We start from the raw sequence: 11,673 nt of genomic DNA on the forward strand, positions 1-11,673 counted from the left end.
TCGACGGCACGCTATGGACCTGACGCACCTTCTCATAACGTTAATCCTCATCTTCGTCGGCGCGAAGGCGTTCGGCGAGCTGGCCAACCGCATCGGCCAACCGACGGTGCTGGGCGAGCTCATCGCGGGTATCATCCTGGGCGTAGGGGGCCTGAAATTAGTCGACCCCCACGCCAACGTCTTCATCCTGCTGGCGGACATCGGCGTCATCATCCTGCTGTTCGAAATCGGCCTCTCCACCGACATCCGCGAGCTCCTGGCGGTGGGGCGGCGCTCGCTGGCGGTGGCCGCGGTCGGCGTTATCCTGCCCTTCGTCGGCGGCTTCGTCTTCGCGGTGGCCTTCGGCTACACCAACCTGGTGGCGATATTCCTGGGCGCGACGCTAACCGCCACCAGCGTCGGAATAACGGTGCGGGTCCTCTCCGACCTGGGCAAGCTTAACACCACGGAGGCCAAGATTATCCTGGGGGCCGCGGTGGCCGACGACATCATAGGCCTGATCATACTGGCCGTGGTGCGCGACCTGGCCCTTACGGGCGACGTTCATCCCCTCAAGATAGTACAGATAACGGCGGTAGCGGTGGCGTTCTTCATCGGCGCCATCGTCATCGGCAACGTCTTCGCGAAGCGCCTGGTCCGGATAATAGACAAGGCCCGCACCAGCGGAACGCTCATCGTGGGCTCGATCGCTTTCGCCTTCCTGTGGTCGCTGAGCGCGGAGCTGGTCGGTTCCGCGGCCATCGTCGGTTCGTTCGCCGCGGGCCTGGCGCTGGGCCGAACCCGCAAGTTCGAGGTCATCGCCCGCGAGCTCAAACCGGTGGCGTACGTCTTCACGCCCATCTTCTTCGTCAAGGTCGGCGCCGACGTGGACGTACGCTACTTCAACCCCTTCAACGAGGCCAATCACGCCATACTCGTCGTCGCGGGTTTACTCTTCGTCATCGCGATGGTGGGTAAGGTGCTCTCCGGGTTCACCGTCTTCGACCGACGCATCAACTCCACCGCCGTCGGCGTGGGGATGGCGCCGCGGGGCGAGGTGGGCCTAATCTTCGCCGAAGTCGGCCGCCGCGCGGGCGTAGTAACCGCGGACCTCTTCGCCGCGGTGGTCGTCGTCATGGCGCTCACGACGTTCCTGGCGCCGCCGCTGCTGAAGCTGTCGATGGTCCGCCGGCCGCGCGGGACGTCGCTTCTGGCGTGGTTCTTCGAGCCGGCGCGCAGACGCGTATCGCGGTTTATATGGGGCCGGTGACGAGTACGCGACGAGAGAGGGCCGGCATCCCCGGGTATCGAAATGGACGATAAAAGCAAAATTCTGGACTCCGCCGACCTCCGCGACCGCATCAGAGCCCTTCAGGCCGCGGGACAGAGGGTCGTCTTCACTAACGGCGTCTTCGACATACTGCACGCCGGCCACGTCCGCTACCTGGAGGAGGCGAGCCGGCTGGGCGACGTGTTGGCGGTCGCCGTAAACTCGGACCGCTCCGCGCGGCGGCTCGCGAAGGGCCCGGGGCGGCCTTTCAACGCCGAGCGCGACCGCGCCCTCGTCGTCGCGGCGCTGTGGTGCGTAAGCTTCGTCACCGTCTTCGACGAGGACACGCCGCTCGAGCTGATAAAATTCCTCGTCCCGGACGTGCTGGTCAAAGGCGGGGATTGGCGGCCGGGGGATATCGTGGGCGCCGACGTCGTAACCGCGGCGGGCGGCGACGTGCTGTCGCTGCCGTACCTGAAAGGGTACTCCACGACGTCGCTCATAGAACGCATCGCGAAAGGCCAAGGTCCCGGGGGAGGCGGCGATGGCGACTGAGCGTTTGACGGTCGTGGGCGTTATCCCCGCGCGGTACGCCTCGAGCCGGTTTCCCGGCAAAGCGCTGGCGGACGTCGCCGGCAAGCCCATGCTCCAAAGGGTTTACGAGCGATGCGCCCGGGCCGCGTGCCTCGAGCGCCTCTACGTCGCGACCGACGACCAACGCATATTCGACGCCGCGAAGAATTTCACCGACGACGTAATTATGACCGCGGCCGAGCACCCCAGCGGCACCGACCGCGTCGCAGAAGTAGCGGCCCAGATCGCCGGCGACGTGTACGTCAACATCCAGGGGGACGAGCCGCTGATAGAGGCCGCGGCGGTCGACGCGGTGGCCGCGCCGTTCGACGACGACGAAAGCGTCCAGATGGCGACGCTCGCCCGGCCGTTTCCGCCCTCCGCGGCCGCGGAGCTCTCCTCGGCCAACGTCTGTAAAGTGGTGGTCGACAGGAACGGCGACGCCCTGTACTTCACCCGGGCCATGGTGCCGTTCCGGTACCGGCCGCAGGTAAACCTCCCCTACCTCAAGCACGTCGGCATCTACGCCTACCGCCGCGAATTCCTTTTGCGTTTTACGACGCTGGAGCCTACGCCGCTGGAGGCGGCCGAGGGGTTGGAGATGCTGCGGGCGCTGGCGCACGGCTTCAACGTCCGCGTCGTCGTAGGCGATTTCACGTCGCGGGGCGTAGACACGCCGCAGGACCTGGCGGCGGTGGTAGAATACTACCTGAAGGACGGCGAGTAGGGCGCCTCGCCCAGCTTGCCCGCGCGCCCCAAGTATGTTATAAAGGCACCGGCCGGGCGGCCGCTAAACTATGGCGGAAAAACGCGTTTCATCGGGAAGGCTGGTCAGGGTCGAACGACGGCGGCGGGGCCGCAAGTGGCGGGTCGTACTCGGCGTCGTGGCCGCGTTGGCCGTCGTCGCGATTATAATCGTAGCCTTCCGTTATAAATCCAGGCGGCAAAAACCGGAGGAGCCGCCGCTGCCGCCGACCGCGGAAACGGCCGCGGTCCCGGCCACGGCCGCCACGGCCGAAGTCCCGACGCCCGCGACGGGACGAGTCTCGGCGCTGGTCGTAAACGGCACGAGCGTCCCGCAGCGCTTCGGGAACGCCCTCGCGGCACTGGAGGACTTCAACGTCGAGTGCGGAAACGCCGTGCGTTTCGAACAAAGTCGGCCCAAAATAGCGTACCCCGGCGAGTCGTCGGTGTACTTCCGCGACGGTTTCGAGGATTGGGCCGAGGAAATGGCCGCGGCTCTGGCCGCCGATATCCCGCGGGAACGCGTGGACTTCACTATTATTTGCGGCCAGGATATTTCGCAACTTATCCTCGAGGCTTTGGCCAAGAACGTTCCCGCGCCCGAGGATACCAACGTCGAGGTCCTGAACGGGTGCGGCATCGAAGGCGCGGCGGCCAAGATGAGAGAACGGCTGGAGGCCAACGGCTACACCGTCGTCGCGATGGGCAACGCCGCCACTTTCGATTATAAAAAGACCGTCATAGAAACGGGGGAAGGAGGGCGCGACGCGGCGTTGCGCGCGGCGGCCCTCTTCGGCCTCGGCGACGACCGGCTCGAGCCCTCCTCCTACGACGTTAAAATCATCATCGGCGACGACTACACGGTGGCGACGGAGGCGCCCTAAGGCTTAACGTAGGCTGTTGAAGGCCATGGATTCCACTTTCCCGACCAGAATTAAAAAAGTTATCATATGCGGCGCCGGCGAGGCGGGCGAAATGATCGCCCGGGAGATAGCCAAGCATCCTCGGCTGGGCTTGAAAGCGGTCGCCTTCCTGGACGACGACCGGAGCAAGACCGGCCGGGAGGTCGCCGGCGTACCGGTGGTAGGCGTAACCGCCGAAGTGGCCAACGCGGCCGAGCGGTACGGCGTCGACGAGGTCCTGATCGCGATGCCGTCGGCGGGCGGCGCCGCCGTGCGCCGGATCGCGGAACGGTGTATGGCGGCGGCCATCACGTACCGCATCCTACCCGGCATCTTCGAGATCATCCACGGCGACGCGCGCCTGAGCCAGCTCCGCGACGTCGAAGTCGAAGACCTGCTCAAACGCGACCCCATCGACCTCGAGTTGGAGCCGATAAGGGAGAGCGTAACCGGCAAGAAAATCCTCGTAACCGGCGCCGGCGGGTCCATCGGTTCGGAGCTGTGCCGCCAGCTCACGTCGTTCGAGCCGGCGCTCCTCGTCCTGCTGGGCCACGGCGAAAACAGCATCTTCAACGTCGCGCTCGAGCTGGAGCAGAAGTTCGCGACCGCGAACGCCGTTCCGGTAGTGGGCGACGTCCGCGACCGGGAGCATATGAAGGCGATATTCGAGCGCTACCGGCCCGACATCATATACCACGCCGCGGCCCACAAGCACATCACGCTGATGGAACGGAACATCGAGGAAGCGGTCAAGAACAACGTTACCGGCACCCACGTCGTCGCGGAGGAGGCGTTGCGGGCCGGCGCCGGCCGCTTCGTCCTGATATCCACCGACAAAGCGGTGAACCCGGTGAGCGCCATGGGGGCCGCGAAGATGGTCGCCGAGCTGGTGGTGCAGTGCATACGCGACCGGGGCCCCACCGAGTTCGTTACGGTCCGCTTCGGCAACGTCCTCGGTTCGCGGGGCAGCGTCATTACGCTCTTTAAAAGGCAGATCGCCCAGGGCGGCCCGGTGACCGTAACCCACCGCGATATGACGCGCTACTTCATGACGGTGTACGAGGCCGTAGAGCTCCTCATCCAGGCGTCGGCCATAGGCCAGAACGGCGAGATAATGATCCTCGATATGGGTAAGCCGGTGCGCATCGTCGACCTGGCGTACGACCTCATCCGCCTTTCGGGATACGTTCCCGAGAAAGACATATCGCTCGAGTTTATCGGAATAAAACCGGGCGAGCGGCTGAGCGAGGAGCTCTTCGCCTCGTACGAGGACCTGAAGGAAACCCCCATCGAAGAAATTATGGTGGCTATCCCGCCGCCCATCAAGGCCAAGGCCGACGAAGTGGCGCCCAAAATCCGCCAACTGGAAGAAGCCGCGGCGGCGATGGACCACGCGCTGACCGTCAAGCTTCTGAGCGAGCTCGTCCCCTCCTATAACCCCGATACCGTGCCGACCACCGAACTCGGTTAGGCGCGCGAACGCCCCATAATAATAAGCCGGCCTTCGCAGGCCGGCTTCTTTTTCCGGTAAAAAATTCCGCCTTAGCGGACGACGGCCAGCTTGCCGGCCTCGTCCATATCGTCGCCCGTTACGCGGTAGAAGTAGACGCCGGAGGCCACGGCCTCGCCGTCGCTCGAGACCACGAGCCAATCGTAATGCGTCGTTCTCGCGGTATGGTAATAAGAGAAGACGCGGCGGCCCGCCAGGTCGTATACCTCTATGGTGCAGCGGCCGTCCAGGCCGGCGAAGCGGATGTGGTCCACGCCCGAGCCGGCTTTGAAGGGGTTGGGATAGACCGTGAACGCCTCCGGCCCCCCGGCGGGAGGCGCGGGCTCGGGTACGGCCGCCGCGCCGTACAAGTGCGCGAGGTGCGCGACCGTACCGGCGGCGGCGCGGGAGCAGTCGACCTGGAACTTCATGCTCAGCTTGTCGACGGTATCCCGCGTACTATGGTAGTAGGGGTTATCCTGTATGCCGCCGGGCCCCTTCGTCCCCTCGATGAGGAAGATGGCGTCGTACCCGGCGTTCCAGAAGGAAGCGTGGTCCGAGCCGCCGGCGCGCGGTTCGACCAACAAGTCGAAGGTGTGGCCGACCCCGTATATGCCGCCGACGTCGATAAGATATTCGGCCAGCCACTTCGACGCGTCGTTGGCGACGTTGGAGGTATCGTCGCGCCGGCCGGCCTCCTCGTCATACGCCACCATGTCGAGGTTGACGACGCCCACGATCTTCTCGTTATTTTCGGCCGCGTTCCGGGCGTAATACGCGCTCCCCAGAAGGCCCTGTTCCTCGCCGGCCCACACGATGAAGCGGAGCGTCCGCTCGAATTCCAGGTCGGCCAGGGCGCGCGCCCCGGCCAGCGTGGCCGCGGTCCCGGAGGCGTTGTCGTCGGCGCCGGGCGCGTTCTCCAGCGGCACTTCGGACGTGGAATCCATGTGGCCGCACAGAATAACGATTTCGTCGGGTTTGACCTTACCCTTCTTCTCGGCGACGACGTTTAACCACTTGTCGTCGAAGCTCTCCACCAACGAGTCGAAGGTTCCGCCGCCGTCGGCGGTCCGGTACAGCGCCGCGGAGCCGGCGAGCAGGCCGAAAGCGCCGGCCGTGAAATCGCAACCCTGGAAGCTTTCCTCGTCGACCTTTTTATATTTCCAGGTGGCGCCGCCGTCGTCGGTGTACAGGAACGCGCCGTCCAACCCGACGACGTAACCGTGCCGGGCGTCGCCGAAGCGAACGTCGTAGAAGTAGGCCCAGGTCGGTTCCGTCAAGTTCACCCGAGTCCAGTTCTCGCCGCCGTCGGTGGTGTGGAGCAGCAACTTCGACCAACCGCAGCACCACGCCTCGTCGGCGCTCACGGCGTAGACGCCGTAAAGCCGGTCGGTGGTGTTGCTGCTCTGTCTCGTCCACGTCCGGCCGTCTTCGGTGCGGAGTATGACGCCCCCCCGGCCGCACGCCCAACCGTGCGCCGCGTCGGCCATGGATATGTCGTACAGCCGTTCGGTCGTGGGCGTCGTCTGCCCGGTCCACGACGCGCCGCCGTTCGACGTCTTAAATATCCGGCCGCCTTCCGCGCCGACCCAACCGTTTTGCGCGTCGACGAAGCTCACGCCGAAGAGATAACCGTCGAAAGGCACGCGCTGCGCGGTCCACGTCGCGCCGCCGTTCGCGGTCTTAAGACACGTCCCGCCGGCTCCCACCGTGTAGCCGACGTTCTCGTTTAGGAACTGGACGCTCCACAGGAACCCCTTGGCGGGAGCGTCCTGCTTCTTCCAGGTGGTGCCGCGGTTTTTTGTGTGGTAAATAGTGCCGCCGTCGGTAGTGACCCAGGCCTTGCGGCCGTCGGTCGGCGTCGAGACGGCGTCGAACGAGACGCCGAAGAAGTCGTCGTACGACGTCTCGTACCCCAGCTCGTCGAAGAAGTCGTACGCCCAGGCCGCGGCCTCGGCGTACCCCTCCGCGTACGAGAACCGGGTTTTGAAATCCTGGAGCGTCAGGAGGTAGTCTTTGACTTCCTCGCGGGTAATCGTTTTGAGCGCGGCGTCGACGCCGCCGTAGTACGCGGGAGGCGGCTCCTCGCCGGCGTCCCGGGCCGACGTCCGCGTCGTCGGCGCCAACCGCATAAGCTCGAGCCGCAAGCCGGCCGAACTCAAATCCGCCTCGCGACCGCGCGTCGTCGCCAAAAGGTACGCGTCGTCGCCGAGGGGGGCCACGTCGCCGAAAGCGTCCGCCCGGGCCGCCTCGCCCGGGGAGTATTCGTACGCCAGATAATACGTCGACGTCTCGGGGTCGTCATCCCAGATGCGGTAAGGCGCCAGCCGCGGCAGCGCCCGGCGGTCCGCCAGGTAGAAGTACCCCGCCGGCGTCTCCGCCAAATACCAAATACCCGCCTCGCCGGAGGGCTCGACGAGGTTGGGACTGCTGACCAACAACTCGCCCGGAAGGACCGCCCCGGCGCAGGCGGCGTACGTCAATATCAAAAGCGCGATAAACTTCATATCTTCTCCTATGCGTTTTTTAACCACAACGTTACCACCCTCGAGGGGCCTTGTCAAGAACGTCCGGAGGAACCGCAGCTTTTCCCGTTTATATTGGCTTCCGATTATGTTAATTTTACCCCGCTGTCCGAAACGCCTTTGCCGTACCGCCCGATAAACCCTTCAACGTTCTCGCTTTAGGGGAACCGGGAAAGGAGACGTATCATATGCTGCGGATTCTTACTATAATGCTGCCGGCCGCCGTCGTCCTGGCGCTCGCCGGTTGCGGCCCGAAGGAAAAGGTAGCCTACGCGGCCGAACCGGTCGGCGACCAACCCGCGTCCATGGCGGAACTGCACGATACCGAAGTCGAAACGCCCGCCGCTGGCGAAGCGCCCGGTAAAGTGCTCCTTGAGACGCGGTGCGCGGTTTGCCACGACCTCGAGCGCGTTGCAAAGGAGGAGGCGGACCGGGCCGGCTGGGAAAAAATCGTCGACGAGATGATAGAAACAGGGGCCAAGTTGAACGACGCCGAGAAGGGAACGGTGCTCGACTACCTGGTAGAAAATTACGGCTCGTAACTCCTTTTCCGCCGAAATAAAATTATGCGTTTTGGGGGCTCGAGAACAAGCGGGCGCTTCGCCCGGGATACCTTCGCCCGGGCCGGGTTTTACGGGGCCGCGGCCGCAGGCATAACCGCGGCCTTCCTTACGGCCGCGTGCGGCTTCGTCGACAAAACGCCGCCGCCCACCGACGCGGCACCGCTGGCGGACGGCGCGCCGGCGGCCGTCGCGACGGAGGATTGGGGCCACGGCCTTCCCATAGACGAAATCAAACTACCCCCCGGTTTCCGCGTCGGCGTTTACGCGTACCCCGTTCCGGGTGCCCGCTCGCTGGCGCTGGGCGAGAAAGGCACCCTCTTCGTCGGCACGCGTAAACAGGGCAAGGTTTACGCGCTGCCGGACCGGGACGGCGACGGCCGCGCCGACGCCGTCGCGACGGTCGCCGAAGACCTGAACAACCCCAACGGCGTCGCGTTCCGCGGCGGCGCGCTGTACGTCGCCGAAATCCACCGCGTAATCAGGTTCGACGGCGTCGAAGGCCGGCTGGACGACCCGCCGGCGCCGGCCGTCGTCAACGACACCTTCCCGCGAGACGAGTGGCACGGTTGGAAGTTCATCCGGTTCGGCCCGGACGGTAAACTCTACGTCCCGGTGGGGGCGCCGTGCAACGTATGCGAACGCGCCGACGAGCGCTACGCGTCGGTAATGCGGATGAACGCGGACGGCTCCGAGCTCGAGGTATTCGCCTCCGGCGTCCGCAATACCGTCGGCTTCGACTGGCACCCCGAGACGGGCGAGCTGTGGTTTACGGACAACGGCCGCGACTGGATGGGGGACAACGTACCGCCCGACGAGCTCAACCGGGCGCCGACGGCCGGCCTGCACTTCGGCTTCCCGTACGTCCACGGGAAAGACACCCTAGACCCGAAGTACGGGAAGAAGGGAAAGCCGCCGTCGTTCACGCCGCCGGCGCGGGAACTCGGGCCCCACGTAGCCGCTCTCGGCATGCGGTTCTATACCGGCGAGACGTTCCCGCCCGCGTACCGCGGCCGGATATTCATCGCCGAGCACGGCTCCTGGAACCGGACGACCCCCATCGGCTACCGCGTCACGTCGGTACGCCTCGACGGCGACAGCGCCGTCTCGTACGAGGTTTTCGCCGAGGGGTGGCTGCAGGGGCGGAAGGCGTGGGGCCGGCCGGTCGACGTACTCGTCGCGCCCGACGGCGCGCTGCTCGTGTCCGACGACAAGGCCGGCGCGGTATACCGTATTACGTACGAGGGTTAATACGCCCGCAGAAAAAAAGGTGCCGGAACCGGGTCCGCACCCTTCTCGGAAGTTTATTGGTTCTGCAGCCGCCGCGACTCGCGGCGGCCTATTTTTACTTGCCCGACGACGTACCGGTTGCTATGCCCGTCGCTTCGCGCGCTTTACGTATTCGCGCACTATCTCGGTACGCGTCGCGTCGCCGGCGCGTAAAAAATGCGATAACGCGCTGTTGACGATCAGCGATTTGGACAGAGCGGCGTCGGCGCAATAGCGGTCGAGTTTGTCGTTCACGTCCAGCTCGAGCCGCACCGTAACGGATTTAGTCCGCGCTCCTCCCATAAAGCCCCCTCGGTCAGTGCTCCGTCGTTCCGGTGAACGTGAAGTCCTTAAAGTATACCGCCGGCGCGACCGTCTTTATGCCGCCCGACACGCCGACGAGTCTGCGTTCGCGCCCGAGCATCTTAACGTTCGAGAAAGCGCGCAGCATGCTCTCGGTCCAGCGCAGGTTCCTGACGCCGTATTTTATCTCGCCGTCCTCGACCCAGAACGTACCGTCGCGCGTCATCCCGGTAAAGACCGCCTGCATAGGCTCGACGAAGCCGTTGACGTAGTGAAAGCGGGTGACGTAGAGGCCCCGTTCCATCGACGCTATCATCTCCTCGAGCGAGGAGTCGCCGGTCGCGAGGGTTATGTTGAGCGGGAAGGGGCCGTAGCTCGCGCCCGGCGGCAGCGCGTGGCCGGTGCTCTTCTTACCCTCTTTGGCCGCGGTCGCCAGGTCGTAGCACAGGCCGCTCGCGACGCCCCGGTCGACGAGCGTCACCCGCTGCCGCGGCACCCCCTCGAAGTCGAAGGGAAGGGGGACCGTCTCGGCGGAAAGGCCGTCGTCGACGATGCTTACGTTGTCGCCCATTATCTTCTCGCCCATCCGCTTGGAGAGCAAGCTCCGGCCTTCCTGGTAGGCGCGGGTGTCGAAGACGACGAAAGAGAGCCAGCTGAAAAGCTCGTCGATGGCGTAGGGCTCGACGATCAGGTCGTATTGGCCCGGCCCCACCGCGCGGGGTTTCTTCGAGAGCTCGGCCCGCCGGACGGCGTCCTCCACCAGCGCCCCGACGTCCAACGTCGTCACGTCCCACCCGCCGCCTTCGCAGTAACCGCTCGCGTCGTCGGTCATGATAACGCTAACTAATTCCACCTCGGTGTAGGGATGGTAGTCCATCACGCCCTTGGAGTTGGCCACCGCGAACGCGCCCTTCTCGGTGCGGAAGGACCCCGCGGCCTTCATCTTCGCGGCCTTGGCCGCGGCGATAACCACGCCGGCGGCGTCGGCGCGCTCGTCGGCGGCGTAACCGGCCGTCGCTTCGCTGTAGCCCTTCACGGCCGGGAAGTCGGCCGGTTCGGCCAGGCCGGCGTAGTCTTCCTTCTCTCCCTGGACGCGGGCGATGGCGAGCGCCATCTCGGCCACGCGGGCGGCATCCGCCGCTTCGTTGACGTTGCCGCGGGCGACGCCCACTTTCTTCCCGACGGCGGCCTGGACCGTCAGGCGGAGGTGGTTCTCACTCATGTTCTGGTGGATCTCGTTCTCGCCGAAGCGCGTCAACGCGCGTTCGTACGATTCGACCAACAACAGCGTCTCGTCGGCCTGCGACGCCTCGAGCCCCTTCTGGGCGATACCTTCTACGGTTTTACGTTCCACGGTCAACTGCATCTCCTCGGTTCCGATTGATTAGCTGTCGGTCACTCGCCCCCGGCGCGGGCCGCTTCGGCGGCGCGGCGCCGCTCCCGGAAGGACGTTACGCCGCGCTTCCCGTGGGCGATAATTTCGCCGCCCACCTGGGCGCCCTCCTCGACGTACACTTCCCGGGCGACGACGTTGCCCTTTATGACGGCCTTCCGCCTTACTTCGGCCACTTTGCGGGCGTTGACGTCGCCCTCGACGCGGCCGGAAACGATCACGTTTACCGCGGAGACGCCGCCGTTCACGCCCGCCGGCGTCGTAATCATAACGGTCCCGTTCACTTCGACGTCGCCGCGGAGAGTGCCGGCGATGAGCAAATTCGTTCGGCCGCGGTACGCGCCGCGGACCTCGGCGCCGTCCGCGATGTACGAACCGTATTCCACGTCGCCTATGCGCCGCTTCTGAGATTTACTTGCCATAACCAACTCGCCGCGGTACTTGTGGAGTGGTTTAATCCGTAAAAAGAAATCGCCGTGAAATCTAACATCCGCCCCGTCGGGTGTCAACTCCTATTTCGGAGGAGTGTGGTTCCCATATAATAATGGCACAAGTAGCTCCCGAGTAATAATGTCACATCATGAAGAGGAAGACGTATTTAAAGGAGCGGGAATTGCGCCGGTTTCAGGTATTGAGCCTTTACGAAAAGAAAACGATTCCGTACCA

At 64.9% G+C, this 11,673-nt stretch carries 11 protein-coding genes; 7 read left to right on the forward strand and 4 right to left on the reverse strand.

Going from position 1 to position 11,673, the window contains the following annotated elements:
- Positions 1–13 precede the first annotated feature (13 nt).
- The 5 genes from VMX79_10985 (at position 14) to VMX79_11005 (ending at position 4,939) form a co-directional block, all read left to right on the forward strand.
- The gene (locus VMX79_10985) at positions 14–1,249 is read left to right on the forward strand and encodes a cation:proton antiporter (protein ID HUV87621.1); all 1,236 of its coding nucleotides are present in this window, start codon (positions 14–16) and stop codon (positions 1,247–1,249) included.
- Between the two features lie 42 nt (positions 1,250–1,291).
- On the forward strand, positions 1,292–1,804 hold the full coding sequence (gene rfaE2 / locus VMX79_10990) for a D-glycero-beta-D-manno-heptose 1-phosphate adenylyltransferase (protein ID HUV87622.1): 513 nt from the start codon (positions 1,292–1,294) through the stop codon (positions 1,802–1,804).
- Between the two features lie 4 nt (positions 1,805–1,808).
- Positions 1,809–2,549 carry a 3-deoxy-manno-octulosonate cytidylyltransferase gene (kdsB, locus tag VMX79_10995; protein ID HUV87623.1) on the forward strand — a complete coding sequence of 247 codons (741 nt, stop codon included), beginning with the start codon at positions 1,809–1,811 and terminating at the stop codon, positions 2,547–2,549.
- A gap of 70 nt (positions 2,550–2,619) precedes the next feature.
- The gene (locus tag VMX79_11000; protein HUV87624.1) at positions 2,620–3,450 is read left to right on the forward strand and encodes a LytR C-terminal domain-containing protein; all 831 of its coding nucleotides are present in this window, start codon (positions 2,620–2,622) and stop codon (positions 3,448–3,450) included.
- A gap of 25 nt (positions 3,451–3,475) precedes the next feature.
- Complete coding sequence (locus VMX79_11005; GenBank protein HUV87625.1) at positions 3,476–4,939, forward strand: nucleoside-diphosphate sugar epimerase/dehydratase; 1,464 nt, start codon at positions 3,476–3,478, stop codon at positions 4,937–4,939.
- Between the two features lie 71 nt (positions 4,940–5,010).
- Here VMX79_11005 and VMX79_11010 read toward each other — a convergent pair whose 3' ends face one another.
- Positions 5,011–7,464 carry a M28 family peptidase gene (locus VMX79_11010; protein ID HUV87626.1) on the reverse strand — a complete coding sequence of 818 codons (2,454 nt, stop codon included), beginning with the start codon at positions 7,462–7,464 and terminating at the stop codon, positions 5,011–5,013.
- 206 nt (positions 7,465–7,670) lie between these two features.
- Here VMX79_11010 and VMX79_11015 point away from each other — a divergent pair, with 206 nt between their 5' ends.
- Together VMX79_11015 and VMX79_11020 are read left to right on the forward strand one after the other, a co-directional pair.
- Positions 7,671–8,024 carry a hypothetical protein gene (locus VMX79_11015; protein ID HUV87627.1) on the forward strand — a complete coding sequence of 118 codons (354 nt, stop codon included), beginning with the start codon at positions 7,671–7,673 and terminating at the stop codon, positions 8,022–8,024.
- 24 nt (positions 8,025–8,048) lie between these two features.
- Positions 8,049–9,293 (forward strand): sorbosone dehydrogenase family protein, encoded by a 1,245-nt coding sequence (locus VMX79_11020; protein ID HUV87628.1) that lies wholly within the window; start codon positions 8,049–8,051, stop codon positions 9,291–9,293.
- Between the two features lie 120 nt (positions 9,294–9,413).
- On the opposite strand, the gene VMX79_11025 is transcribed toward VMX79_11020, so the two are convergent.
- Genes VMX79_11025 through VMX79_11035 form a run of 3 tightly spaced genes read right to left on the reverse strand, consistent with a single transcriptional unit; the run spans position 9,414 to position 11,429 of the window.
- The gene (locus tag VMX79_11025) at positions 9,414–9,614 is read right to left on the reverse strand and encodes a hypothetical protein (GenBank protein ID HUV87629.1); all 201 of its coding nucleotides are present in this window, start codon (positions 9,612–9,614) and stop codon (positions 9,414–9,416) included.
- 13 nt (positions 9,615–9,627) lie between these two features.
- Positions 9,628–10,968, reverse strand: coding sequence for a TldD/PmbA family protein (locus VMX79_11030; GenBank protein HUV87630.1), 1,341 nt, complete (start codon positions 10,966–10,968; stop codon positions 9,628–9,630).
- A gap of 41 nt (positions 10,969–11,009) precedes the next feature.
- Entirely contained in the window at positions 11,010–11,429 is a 420-nt protein-coding gene (locus tag VMX79_11035) for a polymer-forming cytoskeletal protein (protein HUV87631.1), read from the reverse strand.
- Positions 11,430–11,673: the final 244 nt, after the last annotated feature.

It is taken from the genome of bacterium (assembly GCA_035529855.1).
Taxonomy (GTDB): domain Bacteria; phylum RBG-13-66-14; class B26-G2; order WVWN01; family WVWN01; genus WVWN01.